The following is a 24,885-nucleotide window of genomic DNA, read 5'->3' on the forward strand; positions in this document are numbered from 1 at the left end:
CTTTTTTGTGAGCTTTTATACACGGAAGGCTTTGACGGAAATCAATCCCTCATTATGGTGATGAGCCTCTTAAATTTTAAATTTATTGATTTCTTCCTTCACGGACACCGCTTCTGCACTTAATGCCTTTGCAACAGCATTTATTTCTTGAATAGTCGCAGCTTGCTCTTCTATTGTCGATGCTATTGTTTCAGATTGCTGTGCAGCATAATTGGAAGAAGAGGACATTTCATTAACCGATGCTGCCATTTCTTCAGTACTTGCAGAAATTTGCTGCGTAGAAGCAGACACATCCTCAATCTGAGATGTCATATCACCAATCGCCTTTAAAATTCCATCAAAGGCATTTTGGGCATTCTGAATGAATGTGGCACCCTCATCTACATTCAATACTGTTACACTTACAGCCTTTTCTACTTCCTTCGTTTCTTGCTGAATAAGTGCTATTACATCCACTATTTGATTAGCAGATGCTTTTGATTCCTCTGCTAATTTGCGTACTTCATCTGCCACGACTGCAAATCCTTTTCCATGCTCCCCTGCACGAGCCGCCTCAATCGCAGCATTTAGTGCTAGAAGATTTGTTTGCTCAGTAATGTCAGTAATTACTTTCGTAATATTAACAATTTCAGCTGATTGTGTGCTTAGCATCTTAATTCGCTCATTTGTTGTATTTGAAGATTGTTGGATAATCGACATTTGGTTTTCTGCGATATGTAACGTTTTTTCACCATCATTTGCAATAGATTGTGTATCTACCGCTCTAGAATGAAGCATTTGAGTAGCCTCTGCAATACGTTGAACACCTTGGGCAGTTTCATCCATTGCTATCGAACTTTCACGACCAGTAACAGCTGCTTGATGATCACTAATTGCCATTCTCTCTACAAGATTTGCAATATCATGAGAGGAATTTGAAATTTCATCTGTACTTGCTGCTAACTCTTCAGCTGCTGATGTTGTATGCTCAACATTTGCAGTCATACTATGTATTAATGAATGTAAATTAGATTTCATCAAATTAAAAGAATCTGCTAAATCTTTAATTTCATCCTTCGTTCTGACTTCAATATCCTTTTGACATAAATCTCCTTTAGCAATTACCTTTGCTGCAGAAGTTAGCTTATTGACGGGAACAACGATAGAACGTACGAATACAATCCCAACCGCTATACAAATCATTAAAATAATACAGAACATCCATAAGAACCACTGCTCATTATCATCGATAAGCGTTTCAACATGTGCTAAAGAATTTTGCATGTCTGTAATGTTTTCTTGTTGAAACAAATCTACTTTGTCATTAATCTCAACGGATGTAGTATCAAATTCAAGCATCATTTTATTCCCTAGCTCAGGCCCGCCTTGAATATAGCTGTTAGCCATTTTTTGACCAGCACTATAATACTCATCAAACGCTACTTTAATCGCATCTAATCTTTCCTGGTCTTCCGGATGCATTTTTTTCACTTGTTCTAAATCTTTATAAAAAATTTTACTATACTTTTCTGCTTGCTCAAATCCATCATCTAAATTATCGAGTGCTCTTGTTGCACTAATATCAGTCAAAAACTGCTGAACCTGCACAACTGCTAACTTCATCTCATCTGCTAATAACGTCGTTTGAAGTGTTTTTTCTTTTATCAAATGTACTTGTTCTTGTTGGGATTTGGCATTTTGTTGTTGAAAAATCCCCATAACTAAAACTAATAATACAATAAGACCAAACGACACTATACTTCTAACTTTAATTGTCACAAAATACCTCCTATTTTTAACCCCTGCTATCAAAAAATATTTTATCAATTTATTTACATTAATGTAATACATTTCGGATCATAATCTTCTTTTTCTAAAATGATGATTTACAACAAATTATTATACCTTTCAAAACGGCTGGAAAAGTGAAAAAAATGTGTAGTTTTTAAGAATTTTTTACCACTTATTAACTACATATGAAATAAGTAAACCTTCCAGAATATAGTGAGATACATTTACAATCGCCCTAATTATTTATTTGTGCGTGTCGAACGCTAACTTACCCATCTGCATATCATATTTATAATCAGGTATGTCATCAATGTTAAATCACTATCGAAAGGAGATCGTTATGGTATTTAGACCACAGTTCCCGATGTATCCTGGTGGCATGAGAATGCCCATGCAAATGCCCATGCAACAAATGCCGATGCAAATGCCCATGCAAATGCCAACACCTCCACAAATGTCACCGCAGTCCTTTTTCCAGCCTGGAGGCTTCCCAAATCCACGAATTCCGGGTGGCTTTCCAATGTCCAGTGGAATAGGTTCATTTGGAGGACAAATGCCTATGCCATCAATGCAGGAACCTTCAAAAATCGGTTCATTTTTGCAGCAGGCGAATAGCTTATTTAACTCAGCGAAAACATATACGCCTTACATTCAGCAAGCAATGCCAATGGTAAAAAATATTCCGTCACTTTTAAAATTGTATAAAGGATTTCAAGGTCTTCCTGCTGCAGGAGCTGCCGCAGGTGCTGGAGCAGTAGCAGCTGAAGCAGCAGCTAGTGCAGGAGCAGGTTCAACTAAAAGTCGAAAAGCGTCTCGACAAAATGCATCATTTACTCCTCCTGACCCACTTCCATCTAAGCCACGTATATTCCAGCCGCCTATGTAGATGAAGGTTTCTTTGTATTCGCCGTCCCTGTCCGTTATAATGTAGATAGGTAAGCTTGAAAGGAGTCACAACCATGCAAGTATTAAAAATTAATCCACGTGGCTATTGCTACGGTGTTGTTGATGCGATGGTCATCGCTCGAAACGCCGCACTCGATAAAACATTACCAAGACCTATCTACATTTTAGGTATGATTGTGCATAATAAACATGTTACAGATGCCTTTGAAGAAGATGGCATCATCACTTTAGATGGCGAGAATCGTTTAGAAATTATTGAACAAGTTGAAACTGGCACTGTTATTTTCACAGCCCATGGTGTTTCACCCGAAATTCGTGAAATTGCGAAGCGAAAAGGCTTAGTATCCATTGATGCTACATGTCCTGACGTAACAGTTACACACGATTTAATTCGTGAAAAATCAGCAAATGGCTATGATATTATATATATCGGTAAAAAAGGCCATCCCGAGCCAGAGGGAGCAATTGGCGTTGCACCAGATCATGTGCATTTAGTGCAATCATCCACTGATATTGATACATTAAATTTAACGAATGATAAATTACTAGTAACGAATCAAACGACGATGAGTCAATGGGATGTCGCTCATTTAATGGATAGTTTAAAAGAGAAATTCCCACATATTGAAGTGCATAAGGAGATTTGTTTGGCAACCCAGGTACGCCAAGAAGCCGTTGCTCAGCAAGCTGGGGAAGCAGATTTACTTATTGTTGTTGGTGACCCAAAATCCAATAACTCGAATCGTTTAACGCAGGTGTCTGTTGAAATAGCAGGGACGCCATCTTATCGAATTGCAGACGTTTCTGAGCTGAAAATTGAATGGTTAAAAGGAATTAATTCCGTTGCCGTTACAGCAGGTGCTTCAACGCCAACACCCATTGTAAAAGAGGTTATTTCATTCCTTGATCAATTCGATGAAAATGATGAATCAACACATATCATTGAGCGTACAGTTACATTAGATAAAATTTTACCTAAAATTAAAACGCCAAAGCCTGTTGACAAAATTATGCCTTACTAACAAAAAAAAATCCTGATTGTCTATTTTGACAATCAGGATTTCTTATTATTTACTAAAATAATAATTGACTGGACGACCAATGCCACCATAATGCACATCCATCGTAATTTCCTCTTGCTTCTCTAAATAATCTAAGTATCGTCTTGCTGTTACGCGTGCAATACCTACGCCACTGGCAACTTCTTCTGCCGATGCTCCTTCTACAGATTGCAAATAGTGCACAACTTTCTCAAGTGTTGCACGATTAAAACCTTTAGGTAAACTTTTTTCTGACCGTAAGACATTTGATTGCTGAACCTCATTATGCCCACCATGATAATGGAATAACTGATCAAGCTCCCCTTGTGTTAGCTCACGCTCCGGTTGCATTTGCTTTTTGAAGCGCAAATAATTTTCAAGCGTTCCTTGCACTCGTTCAAATGAAAAAGGTTTCATAATATAATCAAAGACGCCCAGATGCAGGACCTGTTTAACAGTTTCCATATCATTAGCAGCAGTTACCGTAATTACATCTACTGGTAACTTGAGTTCACGAATTTTTCGTAAGCTTGTCACTCCATCCTGCTCTGGCATGAAAATATCCATAAATACTAATTCTGGTTTAAGTTTTCGAATTTGGGCAATCCCTTCAACTCCATTTGAGGCTTGACCAATTACTTCAAATCCAGCTATCTTCTCAATAAATTGGCGATTAACCTCTCGCACCATTGGATCGTCCTCTATTAATAAAACCTTTGTTTGTGTCACTGTTAGTCCTCCATACACTCTGTTCTATCTCTTTATGTGCAAATATTTACTTAAGGAAGCTATCTAAGAGAGCGCCACACTGTTCCCATAGAATTTCTCGCTTCTACTCCAACTAAATTCCCCATAGTGTTGATTTCCATTTTGACTTCTTTACTCCAATCAAAAGGTGTACGTTTTAACAAACCTTATTCTCAGCTTTGGTAATGAGTCTATTAAGTATGGTAAAAAGTTATTAAAAAGCTTGTTCCTTTATTCGGTTCACTTATGACTTCAATTTCTCCCTTTCCTTTTTGTACAATTTCTTTTATTAAAAAAAGTCCAATGCCTCGACCTTTTTTCTCTTTTGTTGAATAGCCATTATCAAAAATATGTGCCTTTACTTCATTTGTCATGCCTATACCATTATCTGTTACTAAGATTGCCAACACATCCTCATCCTCATCAACAGAAACATGGATAACTTTTTCTTCAATTTGTACATCCCTTAATGCATCAAAAGCATTTTCAATTAAGTTACCAAATAAAATAACGAAATCATGATGATCTAGATTGTTAGGAAATGTTGTCAAACGGCTTTCTCTGTCAATCTCCAGTAGAATTCCCTGTTCTTTTGCATAGGAAATTTTACTAAGCAATAGCCCTGAAATATTTTCATTATTAATCCGTTCATTTAGAAAGTTTGTAATTTCATCGTGTTCTTCTTTTACTTGCGTTAAGTAAGAAAGTGCTTGTTTATGATGTCCAAGCTGTAAAAGACCAGCAATTGTGTGCAATTTATTTTTATGCTCATGTGTTTGTACGCGTAATGCTTGTACAAATGCCTTAACACCCGTTAATTCCTCTGCAAGCTTTTTCACTTCTGTACGATCCTTAAACATGGCCACAGCTCCAACCGTTTTCCCATTAACTTGTATAGGAATACGATTACTCATAATACTATGATCATTAATATAGAGCTCACGATTGAAAATAGGTTGATCTAGCTCCAATATTTCCGGTAATCGTGTATCAGGTAAAACGTCAAAAATTTTCTTCCCTATTAATGTTGACGCTTGTTTGTGAACACCTAATATTTCACATGCTTTTTCATTAAATATTGTGATTGTCAAGTCATTATCAATAGCAATAATCCCTTCATGCATCGCGTTAAAGGTTTCTGTTCGTTCTACATACATTTTAGCAATTTCGTGAGGCTCTAGCCCAAACATTTGCTTTTTCATATGAAGCCCTAAAGTATGGGCCCCCCATGCACTAAAGAAAAGAGACAATAAGATAGTAATCATTAATTCTGTTTGAATAGATTGTAGTAACTCTGCAACAGTTAAAACACTATAGCCTACTACAACTACACCTATTTGTCTTCCTTCTTTACTCATGATCGGGACGAATGCTCGTACCATATCTCCATACTCACCATGTGCGATGGATGTATAATAATGCTCAGAAAATGCAGCGTTTAGATCACCTGACTCCGAGACTTGCCCGATCTCCTCTGTATTTGGATGTGAGTACTTGCGCCTTTGCATATCCAGTGCAACAATATACTGTGCGCCATTGATATCACGTATTTCTTCCACTACAGGATTTATGTGTTTCGTAGCCTCGTTAAAATTATTATTTGAAATGTAAGTTTTCAGCTCAGGAAGCTGTGATACTGTTTTTGCCACAAGTAAAGCTTGATCTCCAAGCTTATCCTTTTGCTCATTCATGACAAACCCTAGCAAAAATGTTCCACCTATACTAAAGGAGAGCATGAGAATAAAAAAAGTCAGAGACATAATTTTTCTCTTCATCGATAATTTTTGAAATTTCAAGATGTACGCCTCCCTCTTACTATATTTTAGCTTACTCCATATGTTAGAATAACAAAAACATCAGAAAATACGAATAAATTGGGTGTAATAGATGAAAAAATTTATTATTGGAACAATAGTAACCGTTTTACTGTTAACGATAGCGATAGGTGTTCAACAGGGCTTACTATTCGCCAAGCCTCTCCCCTATGACGATGAGCAAAAAGGCTTGGATACACAAATTACGATTCATTTAAGTCATGTTGTTGCGGAGAATACACCAAAAGGACAGGCGGCAAGCAAATTCGCCGAGCTTGTTGAGGAAAAAACAAATGGTGAGGTAAAGGTCCACGTCTACCCAAACTCCTCCTTGTTTAATGATGAAAATGAGTTTCAAGCTTTGCAAAATGGACAAGTAGAAATGATTATCCCTACTTTTTCAAAGATGACATCCTATATACCAAACTGGCAGGTTCTCGATCTACCTTACCTTTTTAATACAGATGATGAAGTTCATGAGGTTCTTACAGGTTCGATCGGTGAACAATTGTTAAATGAGCTTAAATCTTTTCATATAAAAGGACTGGGCTTTTGGCATAATGGCTTTAAACATTTGACCTCTGTCGATCACCCTATTCAAACATTTGAAGATTTAAAAGGCTTACGTGTCCGTACAATGCCAAGTAAAACTCTTGAAAAGCAATTCGAGGCTGTTGGGGCTACACCAATCCCGACTCCCTTCAGCGAGGTATTCACTGATTTAGAATCGAATGCCATCGATGCTCAAGAAAACACAGCGTCCAATATTTATTCTAAAGGTTTCTATAAAGTACAGAAGCATATGACATTAACAAAGCATGGCATTTTAGGATACACCGTTTTAATTAATGAAAAGTTTTGGAAGTCCTTACCTTTAAAAATTCAAAAACAGATTATGGAGGCTATGAAAGAAACAACAGACTGGCAATTTGAGCAAGCTGTAGAAATAAACAAAGAAGATTTGCAAAAACTTGAGCAGCAGGATAACTTTGAGATTTATACGATGAGCAATAAGGAACGCAAACGCTTTAAAGAAAAACTAGCACCTGTCTATGATTTTTATAGAAACAATGTACAAAATAATGATGTTTTATCGGAAATTGAAAAAATTGTTTCCCCTTAAAGTATTTCTTCACTGCGGGATCAATACTTTTGTTCATTAATGATAAAATCCTCACAAGCGTGGGGATTTTTTCTTTTGTATTATAATAGATTCCAAAATTATAAAACTACTATAAAACAGCCACAAACCCTTGTTATCACTAGCTTTATTCATCCCTCAACTAAAAATGAACAAAATGAACAATAGAAACTTTACGGTCATAAAAACTATTGTCGGAAAATTTCAGCTATGATAACCTCACGAAAGCGTTCACATAATATTCATAAATAGTGTAAGGGGAGAACTTTATGCGTATAAATTTTAAAAACTTAACTGTACAAGTACTGATTGCTATTGTGCTAGGTATTATTGTAGGTGCTACGTTCCCAGAGTTCGGAGCGAAGTTGAAAATATTAGCAGATATTTTTATTAAATTAATTAAGATGTTAATAGCTCCTATCATTTTCTTAACAGTTGTTATTGGAATTGGTAGTATGGGTGATGTAAAAAAAGTTGGTAAAATTGGCGGGAAGGCATTAATCTATTTTGAAATTGTCTCTACTTTCGCACTAGCAATCGGCTTAATCGTTGTCAATATTGTACAACCTGGTAAAGGCTTTAATACAGCGGCTGCAAACGGTGCAGATGTTTCCCAATATACAGAGGCAGCAGCAGCTACAGAGCATGGTATTGGTGCATTTTTTATGCAAATTATACCTGATAATGTTGTCGGAGCACTTGCAAATGGAGAGTTATTACCTGTTTTATTCTCAGCTGTTTTATTTGGCATAGCTGCTGCTGCTATTGGTGAACCAGCCAAACCAGTTATTAAATTTTTCGAACAAGTAGCAGATATATTCTTTAAAATTGTTAATATGGTCATGAAGGTTTCACCGATTGGGGCATTTGGTGCTATGAGCTACACAATCGGAAACTTCGGTCTTAAATCACTAGGAAACTTAGGATTTTTAATGCTTTCCGTTTATATTACAATGTTTATTTTTATCGTATTCATTATTGGTCTTATTACACGTTACTTTGGATTCAGTATCTTTAAGTTTATTAAATATATTAAAGATGAAATTTTTATCGTTATTGGGACATCATCATCAGAATCTGCACTCCCTTCGATGATGCGCAAATTAGAAAACTATGGTTGCTCTAAACAAGTCGTTGGTCTTGTCATTCCAACAGGGTACTCCTTTAACTTAGATGGTACATCCATTTACTTATCCATGGCGGCTATTTTTATCGCACAAGCTTATGGAGTTGATTTAGATATTTGGCATCAAGTTACATTGCTTGCTATTTTAATGCTAACATCAAAAGGTGCGGCCGGTGTAACAGGCTCAGGCTTTATTACACTCGCTGCAACATTAGCAGCATTCCCTATGATTCCAGTAGAAGGGATTGCACTTTTAATCGGAGTCGATCGCTTTATGTCAGAAGCCCGCGCCGTTACAAACTTAATTGGTAATGGTGTAGCAACAGTTGTCGTTTCTAAAATGGAAAAAGAATTCGATCCAGAGCAGGAAAAACGTGCTCTTGCAGGAGAAGTTACACCTCAATAATAAAATCAAAGGCTGTCCGAACGTGAAAATTTCACATGATCGGTCAGCCTTTTTCAGTGTTAAACTTCATATTCCATTTTTGTTGATAAATTCGTCTAAATCTTCGATCTGCTTCCATATCATAAAATGAATATTCTCCGTCATAATGCCAATTAAAGGTGATATCTTCTAATTGCTCTGGTGTCATACTACTAAATTTATAGTTCATTATGATTCAACTCTCTAAAATTTTTGTTGAAGATGAAACCTAGAGTAAAGCTTTCCCGTATAGTAAGAAGACTGGAGGCTTTTTTATGACTACATTTACCCTTACCTACCCAAAAGCTTTCGAAAGCTTTTCAAACATCCCTATTGTGAATGAACAAAATGAGACAGTTTGTGTGCTTCAAAAGGTTGAACGTTCATCCGTTGGAAAAGTAATCAACGCTGCCATGCTTGTTGCTGCACAACAAACATTGCCACATCGCTATGAAACCCGTACTACCTTAGGGGCACCACTTTTTCAAGTGAGATCTACACTATTAACAAAGGGTGTTAGCCATCAGCTTATTATGCCAGATGGATCCATTTTACCGATACAACGGAAGACGGTTCAATTACTTGAATCCTCCTACTCTTTTACAATAGATGGACTCGCTTTTCGCTTTGAAAAGGATTTTACTTCAACCGCCTATTTATATTGTAATGATGAAAAAATAGCTAGCGCTAGTAATATAGAAACTGAACTTGTGCGTACTGGTATATCTTTTAAACTTTTTAACTCTGACGATACACTCTTTGTTGCTTTGCTAGCAACTCTGTATCAGGCTTTATTCTCATTGAGTAATTAAGAGGCTTTATACATAACATACGCTTAATGAACGATAAAGAGGCTGGGACATAACTAATTAGCTCTTTGCGAAAGCCGAATTACTTTCAAATAAATTAAGCACTGTATTTAGAAAACCCGAACAATGGCAAAACACCGTATGAGTGTCTTGCAAATTTGTTCGGGTTTTACTTTAGCTAAAATACTTTTGTCCCAGCCTCTTTTTTGATGTTAGAAATTATATAAGTAGCTTTATTGCATTTACAACTATTTGTCGCTAATTTCTCATTAAAGCCATCTATTACATGTCTTCCGCTACTGCTAGAATCATTCAATATATTCCGGGACACGAAATATTTTCGCTTTGTTTTGACCATTTTACGCTGTCCTTCTAAAAAAGGAGTACACTAAAGAGGTAGAAATACTATACATTTGGAGGCATTTAAAATGGATACAAAAGCAGCAGATATTAAAAATTTAATGACGTTAGATCTACTTGTTCAAATTCTAGAGGAACGCGGTATTATGACAGATCGAGAATTAAAAGAACGTCTCACTAATAATGTTAAACTTTCCTCTATGGATGCAGATTTAAAAGATAAAGTCATTGAAGAAATAAAACATTAGTGGAATGGAGGCATTTAAAAAAGGGCCGCTTCCTAGATAATAAAAATACTGTTAGCGGCTCCCTTTTATATATGCACTTTTAGTTCCTTCACATGTACAGCAGTTCCTGTAATCGAAATATTTTACTGTACAGACTGCTTAAGGCCCTTATCGGATTGTTTTTAATGCTGTTGCCCAAGGGATAAGTTGATCTAGCATTTGATTTACTGAATCTGCTTGCACATCCTTTGGCTTAAATACCGTGCCATTTTCGAAGTCTGTAAATAATGATAAAGCAGGATGGACGCGAACATCCGCGACTAATAATTCACCAAGAATACCACGTAAATGTTCAGCAGCTCTTGCACCGCCAACAGAACCGTAAGAAACAATTCCTGCCGCCTTATTATTCCATTCCACTCGCAAGTAATCTAATGCATTTTTTAATGCCCCAGTAATGGAATGGTTATATTCTGCAACGATAAATACAAAACCATCACATGCAGCGACTTTTTGTGACCATGAAGCTGCCCCTGAAGCATCTCCACCTGGCTCACCTAGAAGTGGTAATTTAAAATCCGCGATATCAATGATTTCATATTCCGCATCTCCGCGTTTTTCAGCTACTTCCTTTACCCATTCGCCAACTTGTGGGCTTAAACGACCATCACGCGTACTACCTAAAATAACCCCTATTTTCACCATGTTTTGCCTCCTTGTTTTATCCCTCAAAGTGTAACCGAATCATTACTTTCATCAAATTGAATAAAATCGGCTCTCTTAGCCATGTTGTTCAGGAAACAGCCACTTTATTCAATGGTTAGATGATTAATTAGCATCTTTATTATTTACTTTGAATTAGTTTATCTTTAATTCAAAACAAATATTACAATAAATAATTATTTTATTTTTATAGGTCTTTCTAATACTACAAGTTCATCCTCAATCGAGGCATATTGTCTTTCTACAACATATTTTGCATCCGAGATAGCCGCATTATAAATATGCGGAGCAATATTTTCCTTTATAAAGTCTAATACTCTTTCTGCTTCAAATTCTGTAATATCCTCATCTCGATTATTATAGAAAAAACGTTGAATATCAGCTATTATTGTTTCCTGTTGTTCTTTTGTTAAACGAATAAACAATCCAAAACTCTCCTTTCATAGCAATTTATACTCACCTATCATAACACTCTAAAATTAATCCATGCATACACAAAAAGACTGAATTATATTAACTATTGCCTTTGCATAGTGTTTAAAAACAAAATGCACAAAGAAAATTTGGTGAATGTTATGGCACTTTTAGTGAGGGTGATTTCCGTTCCAGGCTTCTCGCTTTCCTGTGGGCGAGCGTCGAGCCGCTTCCTCCGCTTACGCTCCGTGCAGGGTCTCGCCTGTCTCGCATTCCCACGGGAGTCGAGTAGCCTTCCACTCCAATCAGCTATAGCGTAGAACCTTTATAAATTTTATTCATTTTAAAAGTGAGCACTATTGCTACTCACCATAATCGAACAGAAAAGACTTATATCAGTGATGCAATTGTACACCTGTTAATACTAACTTTTCACTTTCGCACCAAAAGACATCTTGCTAAAGTTTCGCTTTATACTATAAAGCACCATGCCCGAAGATACATAATGGACACCTTAATATCTTTGACAAAATAGTTTTTTAACAACATAAAAAAACTGAATTATATCTAATACTATAATTCAGCCTTGTTATTATTACTGTTTACATTTAAATGAATAGTTTGTTGATAGAAAATTCTTTTCCTTAGAGACAATGGCTTCTCCACCATCTTTTTCGCATTGCTCGGTCATAGTATCAATTTTTTTGGCATTCATCGTATTCGTCATCAATGTCATCCCTACCCCAAACACAGCAATTAGCAAACCAATCATCATCCATAACTTGCCGGCCTTATTACCGACAGGTTTTTCATTCGCCATAGATATTCCCCTCTCTTACACGAATAAAAACGGTTCTGTATGAATAGTAGATTGGACAAATTCAACAGAATATTTTTTATCCTCACACATTCTCGCCATCTTTTTAGCTACTCCTGCAATCATCACTTTCTCCACATGATGACCTGGATCTACGATTTGTAGACCAATTGCTTGAGCGTCCTGGGCAGTATGGAAATACATATCTCCCGTTAAAAATACATCTGCCCCAGCACGTTTCGCAGAATAGATATATTTATTGCCGTCGCCACCGACAAGCGCAACTTTTTTCACCTTCGACTGTAAATCCCCAACAACGCGGACAGCAGGTACGTCTAGCTGCCCCTTTACAAATTGTGTAAATTCATGAAGAGTCATTTCTTGTGGTAAATAACCAATTCGGCCTAAGCCCATTACATTCGTTTGCTGGTCTAGGCGAATGATATCATAGGCAGGTTCTTCATATGGATGCGCGTTTAACATTGCCTTTAATACACGATTTTTTATGGATTCTGGAAATACTACTTCTACCTTCACTTCTTCTTCAACATGTAATTCACCAATAGAACCTACATGTGGATTTGCACCTTCTAGTGGACGGAAACGCCCTTCTCCCAATGTAGTATAGCTACACGCTTCATAATCTCCAATACGACCTGCTCCTGCCTTTGCTAATGCCTCACGTAAATCATTGGCATTTGCAGTCGGTATAAAAACTGCCAGCTTCAACATATTTTCAGCATATGTTTCTTCTAAAATAGAACGGTTTTCAAGCTGTAGAGCATCTGCTAGTAAATCGTTGACACCACCTTCAGCCACGTCTAGATTCGTATGTGCTGCATAAACGGCAATATCATTTTTTATAAGCTTTTCATATAAACGCCCAGCCGGATTGTCAGTACGAATATTCGAAAGTCGTCTGAAAATCGGTGGATGATGCGCTATTATTAGCTCGCATCCTTGAGCAATAGCCTCGTCTGCTACTGCTTCATTAACATCTAATGTGACTAATACTTTACTTACAGGTTTATTTAATGTGCCGATCGCAAGACCAATTGGGTCATTTTCCATACAGGCTAGTTTTTTAGGCGACCATGATTCGAACAATTGTATAATTTCCTGACCGTTAACTGTTTTCATCTCACAGAACCCCTTCCACTAAATTGAGTAGAGCTACTAACTCTGCACGTTTTCCTTCAATTTCAGGTGTTTGATCTGCCCCTTCAATGGACTTTAATACACGCTGCCAATTTTCTTTTTCACGTGACCATTTTTTTATAAATGATGGTGATTTTCGTTGCATTAATTTCGGACCAAATAAAATTTCCGGTTCCGTTAACGTCATTGTGCTTCTTTGCAATACAAGAATTTCATAAATTTTTTCGTCTTCCTCTAAAATCTCTTCGTCCTGGATTGCCCAATTATGTGCTAATGCCCATTCGCGAATCACTTTAGCATGAATATTTGGTTGCAAAATAAGCCTTGTTACCCCTTGCAATTTATCTGGATGCTTCTCCAAAATGGAGACAATAAGAGGTCCGCCCATCCCAGCAATAGTAACTGTATCTACGTGATCAGCTTCTTCCACTGCCGCTAAGCCATTCGCAAGTCGTACTGTAATTTTTTCTGTTAAGCCTTCTTTTTTCACTTGTCCAACTGCTGATTCAAATGGTCCTTTCACAACTTCCCCCGCTATCGCATAAGAAGCAATACCTTTATGAATTAAGTAGCATGGTAAATATGCATGGTCACTGCCAATATCAGCTATAACCGCACCAGAGGGTACATATTTTGCTACTGTTTCTAATCGTTTTGATAATTTTTGTGCATTCATTTTTTTTACCGCCTGTCTTAAATAGTGTCCATTCTTAGTATGGATGATGTCGTGAAAAAAAACAAATGGAGTTGACTCAAATTTTTGAGCAACTCCCTTTTTTATTAACTAAAATGAAGATAAATAAATTGTAGCTGTACCGATTACGATTAAACGCTTTCAGTACAGCTACTTTTTTAGACTATTTTAGAGTTGAAATGTACTTAGCGATCGCTTTTGCTTCCGCTTCGTTTTTCATACCAGGCGTCATTGGAGTTCCTGGGATTCCGTTTGTTAAAACATCTACGATACGAGCTTCATCTAAGCCGTGTAGATTTGGACCAACAGAACCAGTTAAGTCAGCAGCGTGACAGCCAATACAAGATTGTACTAATGCAGAGTCATCAGTAGCTTCTGTTTTTTCGCCACCACCCTCTTTTTCAGCAGCGATTTCTTTTTTGTTTTCTGAACCTGTTAAAGACAAAAAGAAAATAAGACCAATACCAAATGCTAAAATTAAGATGTAAGGAACGACTGGATTGTTTTTCATATGTTTCCCCTCCTCATTTTAAATCTACTTCTATGATAATATAGAATCAGTCAACATCTAACATTGTACTCCATTAACCATAAAACGAAAAGCCTATTCGCTAAGTTTTCCTTTGTTTGTAACAAATTCGACATTTCTGTAACTATTGGATAAAATATGTCTTGAAATCCCCATTACTTGGACTATCTATCACCTTTTAGCATTTAAACTTAACTTTCTTACATGCTGTTATCTTTCCTCTTTTACACATTCATATACCAAGAAAGTCAAAATATCTTTTTTAATAGGTATTATTGAAATAATTCATTCACGATTATAGTCTTCACCAATAGAGCATTTACAGGAAGTTAATGTGGGATAAATTACAGACACAATTTCGATACAAAAAAAGAATCCGTTAGCTATTTGAAAGCAAACAGATTCTTGTCTTTGTTAGCGAAACTAAAATACAAAGTGATTTCTTATAATAAGTTTATGATATAATAGCTGATCAGTGCTAGTAAACCTAGGACACCTGAGACCGTGAAATAAAGTAGCTTCATTTTTAAACCTGACCAAAGCCAAACCCCACAGTTTGCTGCAATCAAGCAAAACAATGCAATATTATTCCCATTAAAATATGTAGTGTAAATTCGAATAGACATACTAAACAATAGAATAGCACCTAACAGATGGAAAACGGGGGCTAATAAATCATTTTTTCGTGCCATTCGAAACGCCGTCCGAAATAATATCACAGCAGCTATTCCAACGACAACCGTTAAAATGATCATTAAGGATGATATTGTAAAATAAATAGATAACAGCGTAATCATAGCAATACATATACCTGCGATTACAAGTAGAAGCCTTCTCTTTTCTGAAGGCAATATAGCCTGTTTATGATGTACTGGTTCTAACTCCTCTACATCTATCCCCTCTGCATATAGAGCCGCTAAAAAGTCACAGTAATGCTCTGGTAATAGCTTATTCTGCTTCCAAAACAAAATCTCATTCAAGATTATTTTTTTTCGAGGATTTGTCATAGTTTTTGCTCCAAACATTGCTTTATAATGGTTGTTATTACAATTTTATCTCAAAATATTCAAAAACACATCTGTATAAAGTAGCAAAAATATGAACATCGCCTCATTCTAAAACACAATATAAACATTTCCGAAACAATATTTTCTTTTGATAGACTTTGCTTACACGAGTATTCTCCTGATTCAATAGTAGCATAACAAAGGGCTACCCAATTAGCATCACTAATTAGATAGCCCTAAACTGTTTATTTTATTCTAAGAAGTCTTTTAAACGTTTGCTACGAGAAGGGTGACGTAGCTTTCTAAGCGCCTTAGCTTCAATTTGGCGAATACGTTCACGTGTTACACCAAATACTTTCCCTACCTCTTCTAATGTACGTGTGCGACCATCATCTAAACCGAAACGTAAGCGAAGGACATTTTCTTCACGGTCAGTTAATGTGTCTAACACATCCTCTAATTGCTCTTTTAACAATTCATAAGCTGCATGGTCAGATGGAGATTGAGCTTCAGAATCCTCAATAAAGTCTCCTAAATGTGAATCATCTTCTTCTCCAATTGGTGTTTCAAGAGATACTGGTTCTTGTGCAATTTTTAAAATTTCACGTACTTTTTCAGGTGTTAAATCCATTTCTTCCCCAATTTCTTCAGGAGATGGCTCGCGACCTAAGTCTTGTAGTAATTGGCGTTGTACACGAATTAATTTATTAATTGTTTCTACCATATGCACTGGAATACGAATTGTACGTGCTTGGTCTGCAATTGCACGTGTAATCGCTTGGCGAATCCACCATGTTGCATAAGTGGAGAATTTAAAGCCTTTACGGTAGTCAAATTTCTCAACAGCCTTGATAAGCCCCATATTCCCCTCTTGAATTAAATCAAGGAATAGCATTCCACGGCCAACATATCGCTTTGCAATCGATACAACAAGACGTAAGTTCGCTTCTGCTAGGCGTTTACGAGCTTCTTCGTCACCTTGCTCAATACGTTCCGCTAATGCGATTTCTTGCTCGGCAGAAAGTAAATCAACTCGACCAATTTCTTTTAAATACATACGTACAGGGTCATTTATTTTAACACCCGGTGGTACACTCAAATCATTTAAATCAAAAGTCTCTTCGCTTGCTTCTTCTTTCATTAAGCTTTCTTCTTCAAACTCTTCTTTTCCAATGATTTGAATGTCTTTAGCCTTTTCAAGATCCTCAGCAAAGTGGAAAATCTCTTCGTTCTCCAATTCATAAGGCGCTAGTTTCTCTGAAATTTCTTTCATTGAAATTTCACCTTCTGTTTTTGCTTTTTCTTGTAGTATTTTTTTTGCTTCATCTAATGTAATTTCTACTTCTACCTCTTTTGAACGTTCTGACTTGTCCGCCATAAACCTTCCTCCTTCTAAACAACCGAATCGGATTAAATCGCCGATAACGATTTTCTTAAATGAATAATCTGTTGGGCGATTTCAAGTGCACGCGCATACTCATGCATCTTCTCCGCTTCCTTTGACTCATGCATCTTTTGTTGAATTTCTTGCTCAATTCTATATTTTTGCAGCTGACGTATTGAGTCTGTGACCTCTGCCTCTGCTTGGTCCGGATCCCGTTCCGCTAAAGCCGCTTCCATTACAATCTTACGTAATTCAGAGTCATCCAAAATCTCAACAAAACGCTGATAATCAGGATGACCATATTCTTCATAAAATCCTACTAAGCGAACAAAAACTGCCATATAGGCATCTCGTGCAAACGGATCTTTTTGCTCACTACGTAATACCTTGTCCACTACATCTATATTATGAAGCATATGAGCCAGTAATAAACGTTCGGCACGTTCAGCTGCGTCCATAGGCTTGTGTTGCTGAGTGACCGGCATCGAAGGCGTTGGAACAGGCATTTCTACTTTTGCAGAACGCACCTGATTTGCCTCTAGCTTTCGGAATTGAGCATAAATCGCTTCTTCCGAGATATTTGTTTCATTCGATAGCTGTCTTATATACAGATCTCGTTCGACAGGTGATGATCTACCTACCAGTTGTTCAAGAACTTCTTGTATATATTGAAGCGTATCATTTTCAAACTGAAAGTTCTTATTTCGTCTAGCATGCATCATCATAAAAGCAATATACGCATGAGGGTTTTCCAAAATTTGTTCTTTAAATGCTTGTCCACCTAAACTACGAATGTATTCATCGGGATCTAGCTTATCTGGTAACACCGCAATATTGACTTTCATACGTTCCGTTTGAAGTAACTGTGCTGCTCTTTTTGCCGCATCAAAACCAGCATTATCACCGTCATAGCAAATCGTAATCTGCTCTACTAAGCGCTTTAGCTTTGTGATATGCTGATTCGTAAGCGAGGTGCCCATTGTTGCTACAGCATTCGTTACGCCAACAGAGGTTGCTGCTAAAACATCCATAAATCCTTCCATCAATACTACTTGACGATTTTTTCTAATTGAGGTTCGTGCTTTATCTAGGTTATATAGCACTTCACTCTTTTGAAAAATTGGTGTTTCTGGACTATTTAAATATTTTGCCTCTTCACCAGTCGATGCAAGGATTCGTCCTGAAAATGCTATAATCTTACCGTTCTCATCACGAATAGGAAACATAATACGCCCTCTAAAACGATCAAAATAGCGTTCTTCCCCTTCACGCTTGATAACTAAACCACTTTCCGCGATTTCTTGTAAGTTATAACCTTTTCTTTCAAGCAATATCGTTAATGCATCAAAGCTAGGAAGAGACCATCCAATGCTATTAGATTCTATAAGTTCCCTTGTAAATCCTCTTTCTAGCAAATAATTTAAAGGTTCTTCACCATCTTCAGTATTTAACAGTAAATGATGAAAAAAATCTGCTGCAAAAGCGTGTGCTTCTTTCATCCTTTCTTCCGCTTTAGATACCTTTTTCGCTACTTCAGGTAAACTTGGCCCTACATCTAAATGTATGCCAACACGTTCACCAAGTTTCACGACTGCTTCAGGAAAAGAAATACCCTCTATATCCATCACAAAAGTAACGGCATTACCGCCTGCACCACAACCAAAGCAATGAAAAATTTGTTTGTCTGATGACACAGAAAAAGATGGCGTTTGTTCTCCATGAAAAGGACAGAGGCCAAACCAATTTCGCCCACGCTTTGTAAGCTGCATGTATTCGCTTATGACATCAACAATTTCCGATTGTGTGCGAATCTGTTCAATCACTTCTTCAGGAATCTTCCCTGCCAAATCCATCACCATCTTTAAATTACGTTATAAAACACAATTCGCTATCCGATTTAAAAATCCTTTATTTCTCGACAAAAAAATAGGATTTTTCTCTTAATAAATATTTTTACCACAATTTTATTATTATAAAACAAAAATTAGTTTTTATCTATACTATTTTCACAACCGACTCAAAAAAACCGCCTCTTACAACCGAGGTGGTTTATCATCGTTCGTTTCTTATTTACATTTCAAGATATGCTCAATAATGACGTTCGCTGTTTCCTCAACAGCTTTGTTTGTCACATCAATAACCTTACAACCGATTTTAGCGACAATTTTTTCAAAATGCTGGATTTCTTCGAATATTCGATTATGCTGCGCATAGATAGCATCATCATTCAATCCAAGAGATATTAATCTCTCTTTTCTAATTGAGTTTAATTTATCAGGAGAAATAATTAAACCAAAACATTTTTTCGGATCAATTTTTAATAGTTCTTCTGGTGGCTCCACTTCCGGCACTAAAGGTACATTCGCTACCTTATAGCGTTTATGTGCTAAATATTGTGATAACGGTGTTTTAGAGGTACGTGAAACACCGACTAGCACAATATCAGCCTGTAATAGACCACGTGGATCTCTACCATCATCATATTTTACTGCAAATTCAATAGCTTCAATTTTTTTAAAATAATCATCATCTAGCTGGTGAACAATCCCTGGTGCTTCTAAAGGAAACTCTTCCACAAAAGTTGCCATTGTTTTTAAAGCAGGCCCTAAAATATCGACAGCATATATCTTTTCTTGCTCACACAGTTCCTGTAAGATCGATCGCATTTCCTGGCGAACAAGCGTATACACAATAAATGCCTTTTGTTTCGCTGCAAGGCTTACAATTTTCCGAATGAGCTCCTCTGATTGTATATGAGGAAAACGACGAATTACCGTGTTTTCCAAACCAGGTCGAAACTGGCTAATAACTGCTTTCGCTACTTGATCACCAGTTTCACCAACTGAATCAGATACAACAAAAACCCGTAGTCTTTTCATGTTGCTCTCCTTCAAATATTTAGACATTCTGTGCTAGTGATAAGAAAGCTCGTGTAATCGTCGTTTTTGTAAGACGACCAACGATTTTTAATCCACCTTCTTGTGGCTCTACTACTGGTAGCGAATCAACTTCTCGTTCAATTAGTTTATTCGCTGCGACAACTAAAGAATCTGGTCTCTCACAGTACGAAATATTTGGCATACGTGTCATAATTATATGTACAGGAATTTTGTTTAAATCCTGCGTACCAATACTTGTACGTAGTAAATCCTTACGAGAAAGTACCCCTGTCAAAAATTCATTCTTATCTACGACAAAGAGTGTTCCAACATCCTCTGAAAACATGAAGCAAATTGCATCATAAACAGTCATTGTTTCCGGTACAACAACTGGTCCTGAATGAAAATCTTTCACCTTTAAATTGTTAATACTATCCATCAATGTAACGGATGCTTTTTTACCTGAATAGAAATAGCCAACACGAGGTCTAGCATCTAAAAAGCCCGCCATTGTGAGTATTGCTAAATCTGGTCTTAAAGTTGCCCTTGTCAGATTAAGACGTTCTGCAATATGTTCGCCTGTAATTGGGCCGTTTTCTTTCACAATTTGTAAAATCTCTTCCTGACGTTTATTGAGTTCGATTGGACTCACCGCCTCAAATCTAATAGTGTTATACTTATGCTCAATTATTATATACTATTTTAATAATTATTGCGAAGAAAAGAACTACATGCTACAATATTGACACATACGCTTGCTCTAGATGTATTTTCGAGCGATTTGCGTTATACAGGCGATGATGGGAAAAAAGTATCTGTTCCATATTAAAGCGAGTAGAAGATGGTGAAAGTCTACATAACAACAGAGAAAAGGCACTCCTTGAGCTAACTTTTTGAAAAGAGGTTTTAAACAACACGTTTAAAACAATCAGGGTGGAACCGCGGGTTATAGCACTCGTCCCTGGGCATTCATTGTGCCCGGAGACGGGTGCTATTTTTAATTTAGTCCTTACTAAATTAAAAAATATCTCTAGTGAATTTATCATTTGTATAAATTCGCTAAAACAAAATCAATGTTCACTCTGTGAAAACTATGAAGGAGGCTATTTTTATGGCTAACAAATCAATGGAAACAATTGTATCATTAGCGAAGCATCGCGGCTTTGTCTTCCCTGGATCTGAAATCTATGGAGGCTTAGCAAACACTTGGGATTACGGTCCACTAGGTGTTGAATTAAAAAACAATGTTAAAAAAGCATGGTGGCAAAAATTTGTCCAAGAATCAGAGCACAATGTTGGGATAGATGCTGCAATTTTAATGAACCCAAAAGCTTGGGTTGCTTCTGGTCACGTTGGTAACTTTAATGACCCAATGATTGATTGTAAGGCATGTAAAGCGCGCCATCGTGCAGATAAAATCATCGAGGACGCTGCGCTAGCAAAAGGCGATGAAATCATTGTCGATGGTATGACATTTGATCAAATGAAAGAAACGATGATTAAGTATGACGTAGTGTGCCCTGATTGTGGTAAAGCTGATTTTACAGATATTCGTCAATTTAATTTAATGTTTAAAACATTCCAAGGTGTAACAGAATCTTCTACTAACGAAATATATTTACGCCCAGAAACAGCACAAGGTATTTTCGTAAACTTTAAAAACGTACAACGTTCTATGCGTAAACGTACACCATTCGGTATTGCACAAATCGGTAAATCATTCCGTAACGAAATTACTCCAGGTAACTTCACTTTCCGTACACGTGAATTTGAACAAATGGAACTAGAATTTTTCTGTAAGCCAGGCGAGGACCTTGAATGGCATGCATACTGGAAAGAATTTTGTAAAAATTGGTTATTAAATTTAGGCATGAAAGAAGAGTCTATGCGTCTTCGTGATCATGAAGATGACGAATTGTCTCACTACTCAAATGCTACAACTGATATCGAGTTTAAATTCCCATTCGGTTGGGGCGAGCTATGGGGCGTAGCGGATCGCACAGATTTCGATTTAAAACAGCATATGGAGCATTCTGGTGAAGATTTCACTTACATCGATCCAGTATCAAACGAACGTTATATTCCATATTGTATCGAACCTTCTTTAGGTGCAGACCGTGTAACATTAGCATTCCTTTGCGATGCTTATGACGAGGAAGAGCTTGAAGGCGATGATAAGCGTACAGTTTTACGCTTCCACCCTGCTCTAGCGCCATTTAAAGCAGCAGTCCTACCACTTTCTAAAAAGCTTTCTGATGAAGCTACAAATGTTTGGGCAGAGCTTCGCAAAGCATTCCCAGTTGACTTTGACGAGTCTCAATCAATCGGTAAACGTTACCGTCGTCAAGATGAAATTGGTACACCATTCTGTATCACATACGACTTTGACTCAAAAGAGGATGGTCAGGTTACAGTGCGTCATCGCGATTCAATGTCTCAAGTTCGTATGCCAATTACAGATGTTAAAGCATACATTGAAAAACATCTTCAATTCTAACTTTATAAGTATATAAAGAGGGAGTCGCATATTAAGCGACTCCCTCTTGTCATGTCTTTAATGTTGAAAACAAGTGCTCTTGCATCTTCTCCTCAAATGAAAACCTTTTCATATTCATACCGACTAAGCTAATAAGTAATTCTTCAATATCTACAAGCGAATAAAAAAGGAACGTTCCTTCTCGCATTGGGCGAACTCTCTTATCGACAGTTAGGTCATCCTCAATAAAGTAAGCTATATTTACGTTACAATGTTCCATTAATTGTGTAATGCGCTGGTCATCATCTGGATTAATAAAAAACGGCACAATTTTGTCAATATACAAAATACTTTGCACAAGTTTTATGAAGAAATTTTCACGGAGTGAAGTTTCCACAACTAATATAGTCGTTTGTTCATGTTGATAATCCATATACAATACATTTAATTGCTCTTCTAATAATTTCTTTAGAATATTTATAGAGTTCCTATATTTTGTCATATCCGTTTGAATTTCTCTCGTTAATAAACGCAGAATTCGAAAGGCAGGTAAAAATATTTTTAAAACAATTTCTTTAGGATGTAAATGATCTATTAATTTATTAAAGTAGACTCTTAAGCTGTTTTCATCACAGCGAATTAATTGTTCTATAAATAAGTTAAAAATTTCTTCAAAGCTGTTAGCACGATAATCGATCATTTTCGAAATTTTCACACTATAATTCAAAGGTAAAATCATAGACTTTTGTTCATCCAACAGCTTAACTTTAGGTAACGTTGGGAATAAATCATAGACAAGTTCTACTTGTGCACTTTGATTATCAGATAATTGAACGACTGAGTTGACAGGATAAATCCCTAAGCACTCTACAAATTTGTGCATAAATTTCTCGTTATATAAATGTCGATCACGATATAAAACAGCTAATGCATCTGTTGCAGCATATCCCGAATGATATACTCGCTTTGATGTCATTGCTGAATAAACATCAATAATTTGCAGTAATTGAACTCCTTCACACATATCATCCTCACAAAGCTGATTCGGATAACCTTGACCGGCAAAGCGCTCATGATGATCACGTGCAAAATAGGCAATATCATCTTCCCCATTTTCTATGAGCAGTTCATAACCTTTAGTCGCGTGAGTTTTAACAATGTCAAACTCATCTTCCGATAATTTCCGTTTCAAATTTAAAATTTCTTGTGGAATAAATACCTTCCCAATATCGTGGAACAAATAGCCTCTTGCTAGCGTTTCAATATCCGTTAAACCTAAATAACGTGCAAAAATTGTACCTAAAACGAAAACATCAAATGAATGAACAAAAGAATACTCATCCCATTCTTTTAATCGCATGAGTAATTCATAGCGATGTTTTTTTTCTAAAATTTTTTCAAAAACACCTCGTACATAAGCAGTATCTTGGATGCTTTTTAAAATTTGACCATAGCGTAATTCATGCACAACATTCTCTAATGTAGTCATAAAAAGGTTACTTACTGTATCTTTATATTCATCTACCTCATCCTTTTTATCCATTAGTGGTGCAAATACATCCTCGAAATCCCTTGTACGCTGAACACTTAAATCATGCACAATTCGGACTGAATCAGTTGGTAAATAAACAGATAATTCGTCTACTTTTCTAAGTTTAAGTAAGGCAATAATTCGTTCCGTTAAAACTAGATCTTTTTTAGCTAGTAAACGATAATCAGAAAATATATCTTCAGCTAAAATATCATTTGCTTCAACTTCATCAATACTTAACGTCACTTTTCTTAGCATATTTTCTGCCACATACGCAATGTTCAAGCATTATGTGACTCCCTCCTTCTTCGATAAGACTGCGTTGTTCATCAATTATGCTTCGGCATAATTGCGTCCCGAATCGGCTTTAACTTCTTTCACATATGTAACTGACGTTTCACTTACGTTACATAAACATTTGTAGCTGACGCTTTGCTTTCGCTACAGAAAATAATTGTAGCTGACGCTTTGCTTTCGCTACAGAAAATAATTGCTGAAAGAAGTTAAAACCTTTTGCTGATAGAGGCTTGTTTTACATTTTATATGCATGTCAGATTTATATAGATTGGCCTAATTTCAATGGGTACGAAACGTATAAGTAATACAAGAATAGTATCAATTATGCCTCGGCATAATTGCGTCCAGAATCGGCTTTGTGCTTAGGCCTGCACGATGCAGGTCAGTTAGCCGTTATCGCGTGGATGCGATGATTTTAGGCTAACATCCTTTATTAACTCCTTTCCGATTCCGTGACATCCGCCGGAGGCTTTAGGCCAACAGATGTTTTTTGCGCGAAAGCGTAGTGCTAACGCAGCGGCAGCAGCACGACGTTGGTCACTCAGGCGTTTTCACAGGATGTGAAGCTTAGCCTGAATTCCTCTTTTCAGCGGATGTTTGGACACCCGCTGA

The 24,885-nt window shown here is 36.7% G+C and carries 22 protein-coding genes and 1 pseudogene; 7 read left to right on the forward strand and 16 right to left on the reverse strand.

Features of this window, described 5'->3' with window-relative positions:
• Positions 1 to 69 precede the first annotated feature (69 nt).
• A complete protein-coding gene (locus tag ACQKOF_RS08615; RefSeq protein ID WP_427555513.1) occupies positions 70 to 1,758 on the reverse strand; it encodes a methyl-accepting chemotaxis protein in 1,689 nt (562 codons plus the stop codon).
• Between the two features lie 352 nt (positions 1,759 to 2,110).
• Between ACQKOF_RS08615 and vrrA the strand changes: the two genes are divergently transcribed.
• Complete coding sequence (gene vrrA / locus ACQKOF_RS08620) at positions 2,111 to 2,656, forward strand: VrrA/YqfQ family protein (RefSeq protein ID WP_427555516.1); 546 nt, start codon at positions 2,111 to 2,113, stop codon at positions 2,654 to 2,656.
• Between the two features lie 73 nt (positions 2,657 to 2,729).
• Positions 2,730 to 3,698: a 4-hydroxy-3-methylbut-2-enyl diphosphate reductase gene (locus tag ACQKOF_RS08625; protein WP_427555519.1), complete on the forward strand. Its 969-nt coding sequence runs from the start codon at positions 2,730 to 2,732 to the stop codon at positions 3,696 to 3,698.
• A gap of 45 nt (positions 3,699 to 3,743) precedes the next feature.
• Here the strand turns inward: ACQKOF_RS08625 and ACQKOF_RS08630 are convergent, their stop codons facing one another.
• Entirely contained in the window at positions 3,744 to 4,445 is a 702-nt protein-coding gene (locus tag ACQKOF_RS08630) for a response regulator (RefSeq protein WP_427555521.1), read from the reverse strand.
• Positions 4,446 to 4,657: 212 nt separating this feature from the next.
• Positions 4,658 to 6,238, reverse strand: a complete 1,581-nt coding sequence (locus tag ACQKOF_RS08635; RefSeq protein ID WP_427555769.1) for an ATP-binding protein — start codon at positions 6,236 to 6,238, stop codon at positions 4,658 to 4,660.
• A gap of 112 nt (positions 6,239 to 6,350) precedes the next feature.
• Between ACQKOF_RS08635 and ACQKOF_RS08640 the strand changes: the two genes are divergently transcribed.
• Positions 6,351 to 7,400, forward strand: a complete 1,050-nt coding sequence (locus tag ACQKOF_RS08640; protein WP_427555523.1) for a TRAP transporter substrate-binding protein — start codon at positions 6,351 to 6,353, stop codon at positions 7,398 to 7,400.
• A 287-nt stretch (positions 7,401 to 7,687) separates the two neighbouring features.
• Positions 7,688 to 8,950: a dicarboxylate/amino acid:cation symporter gene (locus ACQKOF_RS08645; protein WP_427555526.1), complete on the forward strand. Its 1,263-nt coding sequence runs from the start codon at positions 7,688 to 7,690 to the stop codon at positions 8,948 to 8,950.
• A gap of 81 nt (positions 8,951 to 9,031) precedes the next feature.
• On the opposite strand, the pseudogene ACQKOF_RS08650 reads toward ACQKOF_RS08645, so the two are convergent.
• Positions 9,032 to 9,158 (reverse strand): annotated as a pseudogene (locus ACQKOF_RS08650) (GNAT family N-acetyltransferase); the annotation flags it as partial.
• 85 nt (positions 9,159 to 9,243) lie between these two features.
• On the opposite strand from ACQKOF_RS08650, the gene ACQKOF_RS08655 reads away from it, so the two are divergent.
• Both ACQKOF_RS08655 and ACQKOF_RS08660 read left to right on the forward strand, forming a co-directional pair.
• Positions 9,244 to 9,780, forward strand: a complete 537-nt coding sequence (locus tag ACQKOF_RS08655) for a tubby C-terminal domain-like protein (protein WP_427555528.1) — start codon at positions 9,244 to 9,246, stop codon at positions 9,778 to 9,780.
• 425 nt (positions 9,781 to 10,205) lie between these two features.
• Positions 10,206 to 10,385, forward strand: a complete 180-nt coding sequence (locus tag ACQKOF_RS08660) for a hypothetical protein (RefSeq protein WP_427555531.1) — start codon at positions 10,206 to 10,208, stop codon at positions 10,383 to 10,385.
• A 147-nt stretch (positions 10,386 to 10,532) separates the two neighbouring features.
• Here ACQKOF_RS08660 and ACQKOF_RS08665 read toward each other — a convergent pair whose 3' ends face one another.
• The 11 genes from ACQKOF_RS08665 to ACQKOF_RS08715 all read right to left on the reverse strand — a co-directional run bounded on the left by ACQKOF_RS08665 (position 10,533) and on the right by ACQKOF_RS08715 (position 20,621).
• Positions 10,533 to 11,069, reverse strand: a complete 537-nt coding sequence (locus ACQKOF_RS08665) for an NADPH-dependent FMN reductase (protein WP_427555533.1) — start codon at positions 11,067 to 11,069, stop codon at positions 10,533 to 10,535.
• Between the two features lie 194 nt (positions 11,070 to 11,263).
• Positions 11,264 to 11,512 (reverse strand): DUF2164 domain-containing protein, encoded by a 249-nt coding sequence (locus ACQKOF_RS08670; protein ID WP_427555535.1) that lies wholly within the window; start codon positions 11,510 to 11,512, stop codon positions 11,264 to 11,266.
• Between the two features lie 584 nt (positions 11,513 to 12,096).
• Positions 12,097 to 12,321 carry a hypothetical protein gene (locus ACQKOF_RS08675; RefSeq protein WP_427555537.1) on the reverse strand — a complete coding sequence of 75 codons (225 nt, stop codon included), beginning with the start codon at positions 12,319 to 12,321 and terminating at the stop codon, positions 12,097 to 12,099.
• Between the two features lie 15 nt (positions 12,322 to 12,336).
• Positions 12,337 to 13,458 carry a Nif3-like dinuclear metal center hexameric protein gene (locus tag ACQKOF_RS08680; RefSeq protein WP_427555540.1) on the reverse strand — a complete coding sequence of 374 codons (1,122 nt, stop codon included), beginning with the start codon at positions 13,456 to 13,458 and terminating at the stop codon, positions 12,337 to 12,339.
• 1 nt (position 13,459) lies between these two features.
• Positions 13,460 to 14,152, reverse strand: a complete 693-nt coding sequence (locus tag ACQKOF_RS08685) for a tRNA (adenine(22)-N(1))-methyltransferase (protein WP_427555542.1) — start codon at positions 14,150 to 14,152, stop codon at positions 13,460 to 13,462.
• 181 nt (positions 14,153 to 14,333) lie between these two features.
• Positions 14,334 to 14,681, reverse strand: coding sequence for a c-type cytochrome (locus ACQKOF_RS08690; protein WP_427555545.1), 348 nt, complete (start codon positions 14,679 to 14,681; stop codon positions 14,334 to 14,336).
• 461 nt (positions 14,682 to 15,142) lie between these two features.
• Positions 15,143 to 15,706: a hypothetical protein gene (locus tag ACQKOF_RS08695; RefSeq protein ID WP_427555547.1), complete on the reverse strand. Its 564-nt coding sequence runs from the start codon at positions 15,704 to 15,706 to the stop codon at positions 15,143 to 15,145.
• 250 nt (positions 15,707 to 15,956) lie between these two features.
• On the reverse strand, positions 15,957 to 17,084 hold the full coding sequence (gene rpoD / locus ACQKOF_RS08700) for an RNA polymerase sigma factor RpoD (RefSeq protein ID WP_053484645.1): 1,128 nt from the start codon (positions 17,082 to 17,084) through the stop codon (positions 15,957 to 15,959).
• Between the two features lie 32 nt (positions 17,085 to 17,116).
• Complete coding sequence (gene dnaG / locus ACQKOF_RS08705) at positions 17,117 to 18,949, reverse strand: DNA primase (protein WP_427555549.1); 1,833 nt, start codon at positions 18,947 to 18,949, stop codon at positions 17,117 to 17,119.
• 207 nt (positions 18,950 to 19,156) lie between these two features.
• Positions 19,157 to 19,969 (reverse strand): pyruvate, water dikinase regulatory protein, encoded by an 813-nt coding sequence (locus tag ACQKOF_RS08710; protein ID WP_427555551.1) that lies wholly within the window; start codon positions 19,967 to 19,969, stop codon positions 19,157 to 19,159.
• Positions 19,970 to 19,988: 19 nt separating this feature from the next.
• Positions 19,989 to 20,621 carry a helix-turn-helix transcriptional regulator gene (locus ACQKOF_RS08715; protein ID WP_427555553.1) on the reverse strand — a complete coding sequence of 211 codons (633 nt, stop codon included), beginning with the start codon at positions 20,619 to 20,621 and terminating at the stop codon, positions 19,989 to 19,991.
• A 459-nt stretch (positions 20,622 to 21,080) separates the two neighbouring features.
• On the opposite strand from ACQKOF_RS08715, the gene ACQKOF_RS08720 reads away from it, so the two are divergent.
• Positions 21,081 to 22,466, forward strand: a complete 1,386-nt coding sequence (locus ACQKOF_RS08720; RefSeq protein ID WP_427555556.1) for a glycine--tRNA ligase — start codon at positions 21,081 to 21,083, stop codon at positions 22,464 to 22,466.
• A gap of 49 nt (positions 22,467 to 22,515) precedes the next feature.
• Here ACQKOF_RS08720 and ACQKOF_RS08725 read toward each other — a convergent pair whose 3' ends face one another.
• Complete coding sequence (locus tag ACQKOF_RS08725; protein ID WP_427555559.1) at positions 22,516 to 24,261, reverse strand: HD-GYP domain-containing protein; 1,746 nt, start codon at positions 24,259 to 24,261, stop codon at positions 22,516 to 22,518.
• Positions 24,262 to 24,885: the final 624 nt, after the last annotated feature.

The sequence above is a fragment of the Lysinibacillus sp. NPDC093190 genome (assembly GCF_050280425.1).
GTDB lineage: Bacteria > Bacillota > Bacilli > Bacillales_A > Planococcaceae > Lysinibacillus.

Excerpts from the sequence above, each read along its gene's own strand:
- ACQKOF_RS08690 (WP_427555545.1), bottom strand. The coding sequence starts at position 14,681 with ATGAAAAACAATCCAGTCGTTCCTTACATCTTAATTTTAGCATTTGGT.
- ACQKOF_RS08680 (WP_427555540.1), bottom strand. The coding sequence starts at position 13,458 with ATGAAAACAGTTAACGGTCAGGAAATTATACAATTGTTCGAATCATGG.
- rpoD (WP_053484645.1), bottom strand. The coding sequence starts at position 17,084 with ATGGCGGACAAGTCAGAACGTTCAAAAGAGGTAGAAGTAGAAATTACA.
- ACQKOF_RS08660 (WP_427555531.1), top strand. The coding sequence starts at position 10,206 with ATGGATACAAAAGCAGCAGATATTAAAAATTTAATGACGTTAGATCTA.
- ACQKOF_RS08640 (WP_427555523.1), top strand. The coding sequence starts at position 6,351 with ATGAAAAAATTTATTATTGGAACAATAGTAACCGTTTTACTGTTAACG.
- ACQKOF_RS08645 (WP_427555526.1), top strand. The coding sequence starts at position 7,688 with ATGCGTATAAATTTTAAAAACTTAACTGTACAAGTACTGATTGCTATT.
- ACQKOF_RS08625 (WP_427555519.1), top strand. The coding sequence starts at position 2,730 with ATGCAAGTATTAAAAATTAATCCACGTGGCTATTGCTACGGTGTTGTT.
- ACQKOF_RS08665 (WP_427555533.1), bottom strand. The coding sequence starts at position 11,069 with ATGGTGAAAATAGGGGTTATTTTAGGTAGTACGCGTGATGGTCGTTTA.
- ACQKOF_RS08675 (WP_427555537.1), bottom strand. The coding sequence starts at position 12,321 with ATGGCGAATGAAAAACCTGTCGGTAATAAGGCCGGCAAGTTATGGATG.
- ACQKOF_RS08635 (WP_427555769.1), bottom strand. The coding sequence starts at position 6,238 with ATGAAGAGAAAAATTATGTCTCTGACTTTTTTTATTCTCATGCTCTCC.
- ACQKOF_RS08720 (WP_427555556.1), top strand. The coding sequence starts at position 21,081 with ATGGCTAACAAATCAATGGAAACAATTGTATCATTAGCGAAGCATCGC.
- dnaG (WP_427555549.1), bottom strand. The coding sequence starts at position 18,949 with ATGGTGATGGATTTGGCAGGGAAGATTCCTGAAGAAGTGATTGAACAG.
- ACQKOF_RS08685 (WP_427555542.1), bottom strand. The coding sequence starts at position 14,152 with ATGAATGCACAAAAATTATCAAAACGATTAGAAACAGTAGCAAAATAT.
- ACQKOF_RS08655 (WP_427555528.1), top strand. The coding sequence starts at position 9,244 with ATGACTACATTTACCCTTACCTACCCAAAAGCTTTCGAAAGCTTTTCA.
- ACQKOF_RS08695 (WP_427555547.1), bottom strand. The coding sequence starts at position 15,706 with ATGACAAATCCTCGAAAAAAAATAATCTTGAATGAGATTTTGTTTTGG.
- ACQKOF_RS08710 (WP_427555551.1), bottom strand. The coding sequence starts at position 19,969 with ATGAAAAGACTACGGGTTTTTGTTGTATCTGATTCAGTTGGTGAAACT.
- vrrA (WP_427555516.1), top strand. The coding sequence starts at position 2,111 with ATGGTATTTAGACCACAGTTCCCGATGTATCCTGGTGGCATGAGAATG.